This is a genomic window from Paenibacillus sp. FSL H8-0260 (assembly GCF_045040625.1).
Taxonomy (GTDB): Bacteria; Bacillota; Bacilli; order Paenibacillales; family Paenibacillaceae; genus Paenibacillus_AQ; species Paenibacillus_AQ odorifer.
The window spans coordinates 1,503,117-1,517,570 of the sequence record NZ_CP150298.1 but is presented as its reverse complement, the minus strand read 5'-3'; the positions used below and the strand labels follow the sequence as shown (position 1 = coordinate 1,517,570).

The following is a 14,454-nucleotide window of genomic DNA, read 5'->3' as shown; positions in this document are numbered from 1 at the left end:
TACAGAAAATTTTCTGCAAGGAGGTAGAAATCAGAATATCAAAGATCACTATGATAACGGTCGAGAATTTACAGATTCTTATCGCCCGGCTTCCAGTTCATTGGGCATAAGCCACCAGATTGCAAGGCTTGCAGAACACGAAGAGTTTCTTCCACGCTGCGGCCTACATCATTGTGGTTAACGACTTGATATTTCAATTCGCCTTCAGGATCGATAATGAACAAGCCACGCAATGCGATACCTTCTTCTTCAATCAGAATGCCATAGTCTTTAGAGACTTGTTTCGTAATATCAGCTGCAAGCGGGAAATTCAAACGACCCAGGCCATTGGAATCCTTAGGGGTATTGATCCAAGCTTTGTGGCTGTGGATCGAATCGATGCTTGCGCCGAGAATCGCTGTATCAAGTGCTTCAAACTGTGCTGCTGCGTCACTCAGAGCTGTGATTTCAGTTGGACATACAAATGTGAAATCAAGCGGATAGAAGAAGAATATAAGCCATTTGCCACGATAATCAGACAAGCTTACTTTACCAAAATCCTTACCATCACCTGATACGGTTTCCATAGTAAAATCGGGAGCCGGTCTACCTACTAAACGTTCCGCCATTGCTAGAATCCTCCCTCTGATTATGTAAGAAAAAGTACCATTTGTATCTCTCAATATACTGAAATATATTGAAATTTGCAGAAATCGATAATATCTTGTCTACTAAACAAATGGTATCATCGCACAAAATCAAAGTCAAGATTAGATGAATTATTTATTTGTAATCATTATAAACTAATAATTAAGCTTTGCGGATTGCTGCAACAATCAGGTCGCCCATTTCAGTTGTACTGATCGCTTTGCTCTTATCCACGGCGATATCACTTGTACGGTGTCCTGCATCCAATACAGCAGCAACTGCAGCTTCGATTGCAGCAGCAGCATCCTCATAACCAAAGGTTAAGCGGAACATAAGGGCCAGCGACAAGATTGTTGCGATCGGGTTCGCAAGCCCTTGTCCGGCAATATCAGGAGCAGAGCCGTGAACGGGCTCGTAGAGACCATAGTTGCCGTCACCCATCGAAGCCGAAGCAAGCATACCGATAGAACCTGTCAGCATAGCAGCCTCGTCGCTCAGGATATCACCAAACATGTTCTCAGTAACGATAACGTCAAAGCTAGATGGACGGCGCAGCAGCTGCATTGCGCAGTTATCAACCAGTACATGCTCTACCTCTACCTCCGGATATTCTGGAGCGATCTTATTCACAACCTCACGCCACAAACGTGAAGTTTCAAGTACATTCGCTTTATCAACACTCGCCAGTTTATTGCGGCGCTTGCCGGCAATTTCAAAAGCTTGGCGGACAATTCGTTCTACTTCCATTACGTTATACACACAGGTGTCCACAGCTTCTTCACCATGTTCTCCTTGACGGCGCAATTTATCTCCGAAATAAATCCCGCCAGTCAGTTCGCGAACTACCATAAGATCTGTGCCTTCCAGGACTTCAGGCTTCAAAGTCGAAGCATCCTTAAGACAGTCAAATACGACAGCTGGACGCAGGTTTGAGAACAACCCCAGTGCTTTGCGAATTCCGAGCAGTCCGGTTTCAGGACGAAGTTCCTTTGGATTATTATCCCATTTCGGTCCACCAACAGCACCCAATAACACAGCATCTGCGCTACGACAGATTTCAAGTGTATCTTCCGGCAGCGGAGTGCCCTTCTCGTCTATAGCGATACCGCCAAATAATGCATGCTCTGTTTCAAAGGCATAACCGAATACTTCTTCTGTTACTTTCAATACTTTTTCCGCTTCTGCTACAACTTCTGGTCCAATACCGTCCCCTGCGATAACGGCGATTTTTTTAACTTCACTCATCTCAGTCACTCCTCAAGTTTTCTGCTCTAACAGACATAGTTCTTCTTTATATTGTTGTATCATACCCAGTCGTAAAGGACAAAGATATAGATTCTATTGAGCTGATAGGTATAGCCTATAAACAGTGAGAATCAGACCACCACCGTAAATGCTGAGCATATTTGCTCTTAGTTCTGAAGATGTTTACAATTACTATGAAGTCATCTATCAAAGGAGTGAATGCGAAGTGCATTATACAAAGCTTGGCAAATCCGGCATGAAGGTCAGTCGCCTATGTCTAGGAACGATGAATTTTGGCCCACAGACGGATGAAAAAGAAGCCTTCCGCATCATGGACGCTGCACTGGATGCAGGTGTTAATTTTTTTGATACCGCTAACATTTACGGCTGGGGCGAAAATTCTGGCCTGACTGAAACCATTATCGGACGCTGGTTTAAACAAGGCGGCGGGCGGCGGGAAAAGGTCGTACTAGCCACCAAAGTTTATGGAGCCATGAATGATAAGCTTGATGGTCCTAATGATGAAGAAGGATTATCCTCATATATCATTCGCCGCCATCTTGAAGGGTCCCTGCAGCGTCTTCAGACCGATCATATTGAATTGTACCAGATGCATCATATAGACCGCAGTACGTCCTGGGAAGAGCTCTGGGGGGCTTTCGAGCTGGCTGTGAGTCAAGGCAAGATTGGTTATGTCGGTTCCAGTAACTTCGCAGGCTGGGATATCGCCATAGCACAACAAGAAGCAAAGGCTCGTGGTTTTCTTGGACTAGTCTCAGAGCAGCATAAATACAGTCTGACCTGTCGGCTTCCTGAACTTGAAGTTTTGCCAGCCGCTCGCCATCTGGGGCTAGGTATTATTCCTTGGAGTCCACTCGATGGAGGTCTGCTCGGAAGAAATGCACTCAAAAAAATAGAGGGCAGCCGAAGTGGCGGAAATGCAGATCGTGTAGAGCAGCACAAGAGCCAGCTTGAGGCTTTTGCCAGCTTATGTATGGAGCTGGGAGAACCACAGGATAATGTCGCTCTTGCTTGGCTACTGGCTAATCCTGCTGTAACAGCTCCTATTATCGGCCCCCGCACACTGGAGCAATTTGAGAGTGCGCTGCGCAGTCTTGAGATTGTACTAGATGAAGCTGTGCTTAAACGACTAGATGAAATATTCCCTGGACCCGGCGGTGAAGCCCCTAAAGCCTATGCTTGGTAGGTAAGTTCTATCACAAAAGGAGCTGAGGCCTCAGCAGAATCCATTCGCTGAAGCCTCAGCTCCCTTTTACTCATACTTATTCAGCTGTGTCCACGGTCACACTTCCATTACTCGTGCTTAAATCCACAGTATACGTGGCTTTCCCAAGCACAGCGGTACCATAGCTATCGCCGTCCCGATCCCAGGGTACATTCCCCTTCAGCGAGCCATTGCTTGTATCTGCAATAATTTTCGCATCCGACACGGCCGGCAAGCCCACTATAATCTTTCCGTTACTGGATGTACATTTCCAGTTTCCGGTCACTGCTGAGTTTATAGTAATTTTGCCGTTGCTGCTCTTGGCTGACAACGCCCCATCAATGTTATCCAATACTATGGCTCCATTAGAGCTCACAAGTTCAACTTCACCTTGGATATTCTGTACGGATAGTGACCCATTGCTGGTATGCGCATCCACTTCGCCGACAATATCATGAATATTTAATGCACCATTACTTGTCTCAACCTCTATACCTGACTTAAGATTCCAGGCTTCTATAGAGCCATCACTTGTCTCAACCTCAACAGCAAGGTTATTGGGTGCACTTATATTTAAATAAGGACTTTTGGTATTGAATCCAAACTGAATGTTAGAGAACCAATTATGATCGGTATCAAGCTCCATAATCAGTGTATCTCCTTCAGTACTAACCTTCCATTTCTTTTCCAGTGCACTTTCAGCATCACTTTGCGATTTTCCAGGCAGCAGTAAACTCCCCTCATAATCCAAAGAGCCTCCAGCTACACCCTCAACCTTTACTTTTCCACTTGGAAGTACGATTTTGAGCGTCGTAATATTCTCTTTCACTTCCACATTCCCACTAAGCGGAGTTAGATGTGTATTACCGATCAGATTGCTGAGTGAACCTCCAGCCATTACTGTCTGAGCAGCACTTGCTCCGATCAGTACAATAATTAACAGGATGGCCCAGCCGCTTACACGGCTTTTGACATCGGATTTGATAAAAAGTCTAATCAACATCTCAATTCCGAATAAGACCAACAACGCCGGCCATAAAAAACCAAGCACCTCATAGCTGATCATATCATACTGAGCCATCACGATAATGACACCAAGGGCAATGCAGCCCAAGGCTGCTGTGAAACTTCCTATTTTCCATCTCCCCATAGTTAAATCCCCGTTTCTTATGCTCTCGTATTGTTCCTTAACATCTTCAGTCCGTACGCAATCAGACCCACTGATAATAAGATCGTGCCGATGTTGATCTCAGTCAGCATATCCCAAAGGGTAGGGAAAGCTGTGATTACCAACATAAGGAACCCAGCAACAACACAGCCGATTCCCACCCAAGCTGGATTGATCTCTTCATGTGGATATCCAGGCATAGAGGACATACCCATGGTCCAAGGGGCTCCGAAGCTGTCTGGATGAAACATCATTCGTTCGTGTTCAGCAGCAGTTATTTTCATCCAAGCCGCCTTCTGCAGGGCATCAAACAACTGATAAAACCACAGCGCCGCCAGGGCAAACGGGAAGATCAAGGGCTCGGACGGAATAAACATTATACATAAGGAGGCCCCGATCATAAACTGTAAACCCTGCTTTTTAAAGCCTAAGTACAAATGACCTACTCCAGGTATCATAGCCAGCATAAAAGTGAGCCAACGTCTCTTCTTAATCATAATACATCCTCCTAAAATTTGGGTAGCAAAACTTTAGCCAATTTATACATCTATTGATGATCAATTATTTTATTACTATCTCCCAAAGCCACCAAACCACTGGGTTACTGAATTCGACATATGGCCGTTTATTTCGGTAATGCCATAGGCCAAATTCTCAAATACCCCAAACTGCAACAATAACAAACTGAGGCAAGCAGCCACTCCATAATGAATCCATGAGGTTTTTGGGGCAGAACGACGTCTTACATTGGTTGCCTTAGTCGCTCGTGATCTGCGCCCTGTTTCGAGCTGCTCAATATGTGTCATAACATCTGCTGCGAGATCCGGGAAGTCCATCTGCGCCTGCAACTGTTCTCTGTCAGCATCCATTTCCGACCACAGCTCCGACATTGCTTTGGCTTCCTCCAGCCACTCTGCGCAATCAGGACATGACTCTATGTGCAATCGGATACTCAGCTCCATCTCTGGAGACAGTAGGCCGTCTATATAATGTGGCATCCATTCCTTCACTATTGCACAATTCATCGCCATTCCTCCCTTTGTTTACGCATCATCTGTCTGGCTCGATAAAGCTGCGATTCGATTGTTTTCACGGAAACTCCCTTTTGCTCTGCAATCTCTTGATAGGAATTTCGCTGAAAATAGTACAGCTGGACGACCGACCGGTACGGTTCCGCCAGACTATTCACATTCTCACCTAATTCAGCTGATGTTTCCTGCTCAAGTACCTCATGCTCCGGAGTTTGAGACGTTACCCAATCATTTTCTGTGTAATCAGCTGCACTTCGGTACTTCCACTCCCTATCGTTGGCCCGTTTCCAGTCCAGACAGGTTCGGTAGGCAATCCGATACAGCCATGTCGAGAAGGAGGATTGTCCTCTGAAAGAGGGGAGCGCTTTATATGCTTTTATAAAAACCTCCTGGGCCATATCTTTGGCCGATTCGGCTTCTCCTGTGATTTTGACGCATACTCTGTATACCATGCCTTGGTAACGTGTCACCAAATGCCCAAAGGCTTGATGTTGACCGTTCAGCACAGCAGCAATCCATTCTGCCTCTTCCAGCTTTCTCCCCTCCTTCACCTTCATAACGTTAGACGCCAACCAATCGTTCTCCCCTGCAACCTATACATAAATTTTTTTGGTTTTTTTGAAATAGGCTGAAGAGAGGAATATATAGTTTGTTGTCGAATAATGTTTAACTACTATGACTAAAAGAAAACTCTTCTTAATTATCGCATTGTTTCTTATTATACTCACTGGATTCCGTATCCTATGGGTAAAGATTTCTCCGCACACCACACAACCACCACTGATCAATGGTGTGTTGGATTTACGGGATAAACAATGGAATCAGGACAAACTCCTTATTTTAAATGGGCAGTGGGAGTTCTATCCGGGTATGCTGCTTCCTTCATTCAACGAACAACCTGTAACTGCTGCTCTTGCAAAATATATACAAGTCCCGGGGAACTGGAAAGATGCCCTTAGCGATAGCGATAAATCTGCTTATGGCTACGGCTCCTATCGGCTACGTGTCCTAACAGATAATCATAAGAAGCAATCCTATAGTCTTCTAATTTCCGGAGCTCGGTCCTCTTCAGAAGTGTATATCAACGGTGAACGGCTGGACAGCTCTGGCACTCCTGCTGAGAGTAAAGAACACTATATTCCGTACATACTGCCTTATTCAGTATCCTTTACAACCGATAAAAGTGAACTTGAAATTGTGATCCATGTAGCCAACTATTCCTTTTCCCAAACGGGAGGAATTTCTAAAACGATTGTATTTGGCAGCGAAAAAGCTTTAACACAGGAAAGACTGCTCTCTATTAGCCTACAGTTGCTATTATGTGTTGTTCTAATACTGCACGCTGTATATGCTGTTATTTTATATATAATTGGGCTGCGGCAAAAGATGTTGATCTATTTTTTTCTACTGGTAATATCCGCTATAACTACCGTACTCATAGATGATGACAGGCTTTTATTGCACGTATTTCCCTTGAACTATCAATGGAATTTCAAGCTATTTTTTATCTCTTATATTGCTGTATTTATTTTTATCCTGCAGACAAGCAAACATCTTTTGTTCGCGGATTTAAAAATAAAAAGTATTCGTATCCTAACCATCCTGTCCGTAATAGACATCCTGTTCATATTATTTGGACCCGTTGTTCACTATTATGAATTTCACACACTGATTTTCGGCATAAATTTATTAGTTTTAGCATTAGGTGTCGTAATTCTTTTTCTGAGATCTATTGTTAAAAATTACGAAGGCTCTATTTTCCTGTTGTTATCTATGTTTGCCATCGTTAACAGCACACTTTGGGGAATGTTCAAGAATTATAACTGGGTTAACGTTACCTATTATCCTTTTGATCTAATTATCGCCTTTTTGTGCTTTGCGACTTTTGGATTTAACCGATATCACTGGAATACTAAGGAGACAGAAAAACTGGCGCACAGCCTGCAGAGAAGTGTTACGCAAAAGGATGTTTTTTTGGCTAACACCTCACATGAATTAAAAAATCCGCTGTACAGTATCATTAACATTGCCGAAACTGTCCTGGACAGCGAGCGTGACACTGTAACGCATCAAAATGCTGAGAATTTAAAACTGCTCATTACCGTTGGAAGACGTATGTCCCTTCTGGTAGACGATCTGCTGGATCAATCCCAGCTCCGTGAAAGCAATATACAATTGCAGCTCAGAGAACTTAAGATCCAATCCTTCGCAGTGGGTGTGCTTGATATGTTCAAATTCTTAACGGAAGGGAAATCTTTAACCTTAATCTCAGAAATACCAGATTCATTCCCTTCTATTGTGGCTGATGAAAAAAGACTCATTCAGATCTTGTTCAATCTGCTTCAAAATGCTGTTAAATATACGACTGTAGGCACGATAAGAATCCATGCAGATATTCATAAAAAATCGGCGCAGATTCATATTACGGATACGGGTCTTGGCATGAACGAGGAGACGTTGCTCAGAGCTTTCCAGCCCTATGAACAGGGCGATTCCAGCATGAACGAATTTAGCGGTGGCATCGGGCTTGGATTAAGCACCAGCAAGCAGTTAGTTGAACTTCACGGCGGGAAAATCAGTGTAGTCTCTACACTTGGAGAAGGTACTACCTTTACATTCACAATGCCATTATACGATTCAACCAGCCGGGTATTGAGTTCAGAACTGCCCTCTATGACTGAATTCTCAGACACGCCATCTATGATCACTTTATCCAAATTAACCGCACCGGGTATCGTTTCATCAGACCATGGAAGGAGACCCAAGCTTCTGGCTGTAGATGATGATCCGGTTAATCTAAAAATACTTACCAACGTACTTTCCATCAAGGACTATGAAATCGTTACGGTGACCAGCGGAAACGATGCTTTACTATTGCTGGATACCGTTCAGTGGGATTTAATTATTACAGATGTAATGATGCCACAAATGTCCGGGTATGAGCTGGCGCATAGAATTCGTGAACGTTACACCATTGCTGAGCTTCCCATTCTGCTTCTGACGGCACGAGGCCAAGCGGAAGATATTTATACCGGTTTTATTTCAGGTGCAAATGACTATGTAATGAAGCCTATGAATGCAATAGAGCTGAAGGCCCGTGTACGCTCCTTAACAGATCTAAAACAGTCCGTAAACGAACGGCTTCGTGTGGAAGCTGCCTATCTTCAAGCGCAAATACAACCACATTTCTTGTTCAACACATTAAATTCAATATCCGCGCTGGCTTCTTTTGATATTAATAGAATGAGTCACCTTGTGGATGCCTTCAGCTCTTATTTGCGTTTAAGCTTCAATTTCCTGAATGCTGAGCCTATGATACCGATTGAACGAGAGCTTGAGCTTGTTCATGCCTACCTCTACATAGAAAAGGAGCGCTTTGAAGATAGGATGACCATTCTTTGGGATTATGAGGAAAGCTTGCATTTTCAGCTGCCGCCCCTGACTATACAGCCACTGGTTGAAAATGCTGTCCGGCACGGTATTTTGAGTCGCTCCCAAGGAGGAACGGTGTCCATAACCATCAAGGAACAAGCTGGCGATATTGAAATCACGATATCAGACAATGGCCAAGGCATGAAAAACGAACAACTCCAGCAGTTGCTCAGCAATCCGTCTAATGATGCAAGAGGAATCGGATTTTTAAATACACATAAACGGCTGCTGCGGGTCTACGGAAAAGGGCTGCAGATTAAAAGCTCCGAAGGGAAAGGAACTTCTGTGAGTTTTATTATTCCTTCTGACAAAAAAAATCCGCTTCGAAAACCTTCTGATTAACAGACAAACTATTGTGAACCGAAATATCAAGTAAGGATTCGACGTATTTTGGCTAAAATACTATATCTGAGTGGTGATTAATAATGATTCAGGCAATATTAGTTGACGATGAACGGCTTGCCCTTGTGAAATTAGAGTTTATGTTAAAAAAAATACCATCTTTACATATAGCCGCTTCCTATACGGACCCCTCACAGGCCATTCAAGAGGCTCCGTCTTATCATCCTGACGTTATTTTTATTGATATTGAAATGCCTGAAATTAATGGTCTTCAAGCTGCGGAGATGCTCCAAGAGGCCTGTCCAAATGCAAATATTATCTTCGTTACCGCGTATAACCATTATGCTGTGGAGGCTTTTGAGATCAATGCGCTCGATTATATTTTGAAGCCTGTGCGAAATGACCGACTATTGAAAGCTGTCCAGCGGTTAGAAGAAAGATTGTCACTTGCACCAAAACTCATAATTGCAAAAGAAGAGGTAACCATTCGTTGTCTTCAATCGCTTCGTTTTGAACGAGGCGGACAATCTCTAAATAATCTGCGTTGGAGAACCTCTAAGGCCCAAGAGTTATTTGCCTTTTTGCTCCATAATCGCAACCGCTTCGTAAGTAAAGACATGCTGATTGAGCTGCTGTGGCCAGACTTCAATCTGAAAAAGGCCTCTACCCATCTCTATACAACAATTTATCAAGTCCGGCAATGCTTAAAGCAGAATGAAGTCGATCTGCATATCAGCAACCTTAGCGGGGGGGAAGGCTATACCCTTGAAACCGGATCAATGTTGATTGATGTAGATAAGTGGGAACAGGGTATCCTGGCTCTGGAAACCATCAGTGAAGTTAATTGTGCGGAGCATCAAGTTTTATTCGAGCTTTATTCTGGAGATTACTATGACGATTATGATTATTTATGGGCTGAAAGTGAGCGGCAACGCCTTCGTACCATTTGGCTGCACCATGCAATGGGCATAGCCCAATTTTATATAGAAAGCAACAGAATTGCCGAGGCCGTTACTGTCTATCAACGAGTAGTGCAGCTACAGCCTTATTTTGAACAAGGGCATTTAGGATTAATGAAGGTCTACGACAGCATTGGAGAACGTTCCGCTGTGGAAGAGCAGTACAAGCTGCTCAAGGATTTGTTCCAAAAGGAACTTAACCTTGGCCTTCCAGCCAGCGTTGAGCACTGGTACGAGCAATGGGAACAGCTTAACCATAGAGTGCGATGAGCTAAATACCCTATCAAGACATAATAAAGACACCCGGATAAAACCGGGTGTCTTTATTATTACCTTCCTAGTTATTACGTTTGAATCGTCTTGTTAATACAAACCCTAAAAGCACCAGACTTCCACCAGCCAAGTAGATCGGAAACGCGCTGTCTTCTCCTGTTTTCGGAAGCTGAGTCGGTTTATTGCTGTTATTTCCTGGCTCAGTAACTGTACCCTTTGGTACTTCCTCCACATCAATCTCTATGAGGATTTCTTCTTCATTTCCATTCTCATCTGTAACAATAATGGTGAACTTATCTTTACCAATATAGCCCGGATCAGGTGTGTAGACCCATTTGCCATCCTTAGTAATAGTCACTTTACCATGTCCCGGCTCATCTCCCAGGCTTGGCACTCCCCCAAGTGGAATTTCACCTTCAATAGGAACATCTTCATTGGTAATCTCTTTCTGCACAGGTGGAGTTACCTGCGGAACAACAGGCGTACTAGTTGCCACAGGCTGGCTTGGAGTAGCTGTTGGCGTAACCGTTGGCGTTGCCGTCGACACTGGCGTTACCATCGGTGTTGGCGAAGGTGTTGCCACCACAACTGGTGTTGCTGTTGGTGTAGAAGTAACGACTACTTCCGGTGTCGGTGATGGTGTCCAGATAGGACCTGTCGGTTCCTCTGGAGTCGGCGTTGGTGTTGCTGTCGGTGTCGACGTTGGTGTTGCTGTTGGTGTCGATGTTGGTGTTGCTGTCGGTGTCGACGTTGGTGTTGCTGTTGGTGTCGATGTTGGTGTTGCTGTCGGCGTCGACGTTGGTGTTGCTGTCGGCGTCGACGTTGGTGTTGCTGTTGGTGTCGACGTTGGTGTTGCTGTCGGTGTCGACGTTGGTGTTGCTGTTGGCGTCGACGTTGGGGTTGCTGTCGGCGTCGACGTTGGTGTTGCTGTCGGTGTCGACGTTGGTGTTGCTGTCGGTGTCGACGTTGGTGTTGCTGTTGGCGTTGGCGTTGGTGTTACCGTTGGTGCGGGCGTTACGGTCGGTATAGGCGTTGCTGTTGGTGTCGGAACTTTGTTTTTTACCTCAAGGCTTATCCCTGTCGTCGAAGAAATAGTCACTTCATGTGGTGTTTGATCAAGAACATAACCAGCAGGCGCTGTTTTCTCAATTAATATATATTTCCCACCTGTTAGTTTGGTAAATTCAAGTATCCCGTTTGTATCCGTAGTGCCTTCCTTAATCCAGATCTTATCGGCATCAACTACCCGATACAGATCAAAAACGGCCCCACTTAACACCTTACTCGTATTCCCGTCTTCTACTTTGGTAATCGTCAACGGTCCTCTTACGCCGCTTCCTGTGCCGGAGCCGCTAGAGAGCTTAACGATAATTTCCTCGGTGCTTACACCTGGAACTACCTTGATGTTTTTACCATCGAAACTAACCTTATTGGTTACCTTATCATTGTTTTGTGCTGTGATCAGGGAGTCATATTTCAAAATATAAGCTTCGGAAATATCCTTCAGGAAACTAAGCTTAAAGCTTTCTTTTCCGTCATTATCCGTAGTGATTTCCAGCTTATAATCTGTACCACTCACCAATTCTTGGTTGGTCGATGTTACATCCCCATTGCTTGCAACTTTCGTTTTGTAGACATGGAATGTATTGGACAGCAGGATTTGATTATCGCTTGGAATATCCGTAATTACCGCTTCTTTTACAAAAGATTGGTTACGGTTGATGTAAACCGTCCAATGAATTTTATTGCCATCCTGCGCACCTTCTTTGTTAACGTATTCCCCGCCCTGAGGGATATTAACAGAAGCTTGCAGTTTAGCGGACTCTACTTTCGCACCGTCATATAACGTAGCTGTATTTTTAATTTCATTTGAATCAATCGCTTGATCCGCGAACGTTGTTTTGAAAGTGACGTAGAACGCATAATTAATCGTTTTATTAAATGTCACCTTCAGCTCACTGCCATCCAGCTCCACTTTATAGTCCGCGGAATTCACACTAGCTTGAGGAGAAGGATTTCCATCCTTTCCATACTCCCATTTATTCACTTTCACAGAATCCATATTTACAACTTGGCCAGCTGAAATGGTATCAACCAGTTGAGCTTGGATTAACGTTTTCTGATTATAATTAGCCCCAATGTTCCAAGTGATTTCCTTAGTTACAGCATTGTAGGAACCACTCTTCTTCCCATTGTTTTTAACCTCATCTCTTGGATTAAAGGTTACGGTCGCTTCTTTATGCTTAGACTCCTGCACCCCATTAACCGTTTCTTTCCAATCGAGTGCACCTGTATTAGTGAATTGAGTTTTGCCCGGAGCCAGCCAATCATAGTTAAAGCTTGTTGTATAAGTAATTGTGTAAGGCTCATTTATCGGCGCATTAAAAGTAATCACAAATCCATCGTTTACTGCAACCGGATCATGCGCATTGTAAACAACACTATGGACGGTAGCAGTTCCACCTTTAGTTGGTTGAACCTTTAATGTACCCGGGACAAGCTTTAATCCAGCATTGCCAAAAGTATCTGTCACCACTAGATTTTCCATAGTCTTGCTGTCATCGTTAATTTGGATAGTCCAATCGAGGGTCTTAGTCGCATAATTAACGTTACTATAATTTTTATGGAGAATTTGCTGCTTGATATCACTGTAACCCGTTTCTGTTTTTCCATCATAAGTAATCTTGTTCGTAATCTGACCATCAACAAATACTCTGCCGTTTGCCTTTGTCTGATATTCAATACGGTAGGCAGAATTTATATCATTGTTAAATTTCAGATCAAAACCATTTAATCCCGTTGCAGTTGTTGGAGTTATTGTATATTCGCTTGAAGCGATTTCCGCGCCTTTAACCCCGTTGCCATTACTGTCGATCGTTACAGGATAAACTTTAACCGAGTTGAGAATTAGATCTTGAGTGTTATTGAATGTATCCTTCAAAATAGCATTTGCCGCTAAAATTGTTTTTTCATTGTAATTGAAATTAACAGCCCAGGAAATCACCTGATTCGCTGCATCGTAATTGGTGGACTCTTTCGATAGTGGTTTGCCACGTCCTACTGTAACTGTAGTGCTAGCCTTTTTAGAAAATCCGTTATCTCCTGTTAAGACTGCCTCATTCAAAAAGGTTTTCGCATCTACACCAGTACCAGTAATATCCGTAGAGAAGCCAATCCGGTAAGCTTTAGTAAGCGGGTTATCCGCAAATTTCAGCTTTAACTCTCCCAAAGTGGATCCTGTCACATCATACTTGCTGCTGTCCACTAGATTGCCAAGACTCACAGTCCCATCGACCTTCACATCAAGCTCATAAACAGCAATAGATACCGTATTCAGTGATAATCCCGCAGGGAGTGTGTCTGTGACCACTGCATTTTTTACGCTTTCCAGTGCCTTATTCACATCAACCGTCCAAGCGATGCTTGTTGGGTTATAATACTGCGGTTTAGGCGAACCGTCTTTTTCTATAGTAGAGCTAACCTTCGGCTTAAAATTAAGCTCAATGGTCTGAGTACCGCCTTGTATCGGGAAAATCAGGGTTTGCTTCGTGGAGCCTGTAATTTTCTTGGAGCTCAAAAGCGACCTAACGGAGAAAGTCCCTCCCACTTTATCGTGGGTTTCGATATAAGCATTAAATGTAAATACAACGCGGTTAGTATTTTTGTCGACGGTATAAGTCCCTACAGGCTCATCGTCAAAAATAAGATCACCATTCAGATCGTTATAAAGTTCAAACTGTGTTGGAAGATCAAAGGTATAGGTGGACCCATCCTTATATCCATGCCCATCTGGAAGTGACCATGTATAGTTCAATTCCGAATAGGAATCAAGTTCATATACACTTTCTGTAACCGTATTTGTGTATTTATCATCGGTGTATACAGCAAGCGTAACACTAGTAATGAGGTCATCTCCAATTACAGTACCGTTGCCACTCGCATATGCCTGCGAATTGACTCCAAAGCCAAAGCTGTAAGCCCATTGCGTCACAAGCAAGAATACTACGAGCAATGCGCTAATTTTCTTTTTTGATAACATTATTAAAAATGCCTCCTTTGTCACTCCGTTTATCGTGCTTTTCCTAAGCTTTATCCTTTGAATCCCGTACTCTACTCCCCCGCATTAACCTCCTTGACGCTTTCTCATGATAT

General features: G+C 43.6%; 10 protein-coding genes. 3 read left to right on the top strand and 7 right to left on the bottom strand.

The genetic code is table 11. The annotated features are described in order from the left end of the window. Window positions 1-68: 68 nt before the first annotated feature. On the bottom strand, window positions 69-608 hold the full coding sequence (locus tag MHI51_RS06620) for a peroxiredoxin (protein ID WP_076278011.1): 540 nt from the start codon (window positions 606-608) through the stop codon (window positions 69-71). Window positions 609-789: 181 nt separating this feature from the next. After that, the gene (leuB, locus tag MHI51_RS06615; protein ID WP_036680106.1) at window positions 790-1,872 is read right to left on the bottom strand and encodes a 3-isopropylmalate dehydrogenase; all 1,083 of its coding nucleotides are present in this window, start codon (window positions 1,870-1,872) and stop codon (window positions 790-792) included. A 226-nt stretch (window positions 1,873-2,098) separates the two neighbouring features. On the opposite strand from leuB, the gene MHI51_RS06610 reads away from it, so the two are divergent. After that, window positions 2,099-3,079, top strand: a complete 981-nt coding sequence (locus MHI51_RS06610; RefSeq protein WP_076218520.1) for an aldo/keto reductase — start codon at window positions 2,099-2,101, stop codon at window positions 3,077-3,079. Between the two features lie 76 nt (window positions 3,080-3,155). On the opposite strand, the gene MHI51_RS06605 is transcribed toward MHI51_RS06610, so the two are convergent. The 4 genes from MHI51_RS06605 to MHI51_RS06590 all read right to left on the bottom strand — a co-directional run bounded on the left by MHI51_RS06605 (window position 3,156) and on the right by MHI51_RS06590 (window position 5,868). Beyond that, window positions 3,156-4,247 (bottom strand): DUF4097 family beta strand repeat-containing protein, encoded by a 1,092-nt coding sequence (locus MHI51_RS06605; protein ID WP_076218521.1) that lies wholly within the window; start codon window positions 4,245-4,247, stop codon window positions 3,156-3,158. A gap of 17 nt (window positions 4,248-4,264) precedes the next feature. Further along, window positions 4,265-4,762: a hypothetical protein gene (locus MHI51_RS06600; RefSeq protein WP_076125480.1), complete on the bottom strand. Its 498-nt coding sequence runs from the start codon at window positions 4,760-4,762 to the stop codon at window positions 4,265-4,267. A gap of 75 nt (window positions 4,763-4,837) precedes the next feature. Beyond that, window positions 4,838-5,290 carry an anti-sigma factor gene (locus tag MHI51_RS06595; protein WP_038569222.1) on the bottom strand — a complete coding sequence of 151 codons (453 nt, stop codon included), beginning with the start codon at window positions 5,288-5,290 and terminating at the stop codon, window positions 4,838-4,840. Next, the gene (locus tag MHI51_RS06590) at window positions 5,287-5,868 is read right to left on the bottom strand and encodes an RNA polymerase sigma factor (RefSeq protein ID WP_076125482.1); all 582 of its coding nucleotides are present in this window, start codon (window positions 5,866-5,868) and stop codon (window positions 5,287-5,289) included. Before MHI51_RS06590 ends, MHI51_RS06595 begins: the two co-directional genes overlap by 4 nt. 103 nt (window positions 5,869-5,971) lie before the next feature. Here MHI51_RS06590 and MHI51_RS06585 point away from each other — a divergent pair, with 103 nt between their 5' ends. Together MHI51_RS06585 and MHI51_RS06580 are read left to right on the top strand one after the other, a co-directional pair. Then, on the top strand, window positions 5,972-9,070 hold the full coding sequence (locus MHI51_RS06585) for an ATP-binding protein (RefSeq protein ID WP_076218522.1): 3,099 nt from the start codon (window positions 5,972-5,974) through the stop codon (window positions 9,068-9,070). An 83-nt stretch (window positions 9,071-9,153) separates the two neighbouring features. Further along, complete coding sequence (locus MHI51_RS06580; protein ID WP_081398187.1) at window positions 9,154-10,299, top strand: response regulator; 1,146 nt, start codon at window positions 9,154-9,156, stop codon at window positions 10,297-10,299. 67 nt (window positions 10,300-10,366) lie between these two features. Here MHI51_RS06580 and MHI51_RS06575 read toward each other — a convergent pair whose 3' ends face one another. Beyond that, window positions 10,367-14,341, bottom strand: coding sequence for a collagen binding domain-containing protein (locus MHI51_RS06575; protein WP_405173698.1), 3,975 nt, complete (start codon window positions 14,339-14,341; stop codon window positions 10,367-10,369). Window positions 14,342-14,454: the final 113 nt, after the last annotated feature.

What these genes read in the sequence shown, in the direction of transcription:
- MHI51_RS06620 (WP_076278011.1), bottom strand. Translation starts at nt 608, where the DNA reads ATGGCGGAACGTTTAGTAGGTAGACCGGCTCCCGATTTTACTATGGAA.
- leuB (WP_036680106.1), bottom strand. Translation starts at nt 1,872, where the DNA reads ATGAGTGAAGTTAAAAAAATCGCCGTTATCGCAGGGGACGGTATTGGA.
- MHI51_RS06605 (WP_076218521.1), bottom strand. Translation starts at nt 4,247, where the DNA reads ATGGGGAGATGGAAAATAGGAAGTTTCACAGCAGCCTTGGGCTGCATT.
- MHI51_RS06600 (WP_076125480.1), bottom strand. Translation starts at nt 4,762, where the DNA reads ATGATTAAGAAGAGACGTTGGCTCACTTTTATGCTGGCTATGATACCT.
- MHI51_RS06595 (WP_038569222.1), bottom strand. Translation starts at nt 5,290, where the DNA reads ATGAATTGTGCAATAGTGAAGGAATGGATGCCACATTATATAGACGGC.
- MHI51_RS06585 (WP_076218522.1), top strand. Translation starts at nt 5,972, where the DNA reads ATGACTAAAAGAAAACTCTTCTTAATTATCGCATTGTTTCTTATTATA.
- MHI51_RS06580 (WP_081398187.1), top strand. Translation starts at nt 9,154, where the DNA reads ATGATTCAGGCAATATTAGTTGACGATGAACGGCTTGCCCTTGTGAAA.
- MHI51_RS06575 (WP_405173698.1), bottom strand. Translation starts at nt 14,341, where the DNA reads ATGTTATCAAAAAAGAAAATTAGCGCATTGCTCGTAGTATTCTTGCTT.